At 50.0% G+C, this 230-nt stretch carries 1 protein-coding gene; it reads left to right on the top strand.

The window, feature by feature from the left end; genetic code table 11:
• A partial coding sequence (locus tag R0J87_RS25325) for a hypothetical protein (RefSeq protein WP_498889776.1) occupies positions 1 to 230 on the top strand: 230 nt, incomplete at both ends.

Below are 230 nucleotides of genomic sequence, written 5' to 3'. Positions count from 1 at the left end.
GAAAACAGCGGACGAACCGGAAAGAATCTTCCGTCGATCGGCAGTATAACGAGTTAACGGATGCGTTCAGTTCGTATATGATGGACCAGGACGATACCCGTTTCCTTCAGCAGCTTGATGCTTCTCCTGATAAACTGACGGTTCTCGAACGCCTGCTGAACCATTATGTGGCGGTTACGAAAGCCGGCGACTCTTCAGCAGTGATTACCGCTTTGTCGGAACAATACCTC

It is taken from the genome of Halomonas sp. SIMBA_159 (genome assembly GCF_046536035.1).
GTDB classification, from domain to species: Bacteria; Pseudomonadota; Gammaproteobacteria; order Pseudomonadales; family Halomonadaceae; genus Vreelandella; species Vreelandella venusta_A.
This window is presented reverse-complemented; position numbering and strand designations above follow the sequence as displayed.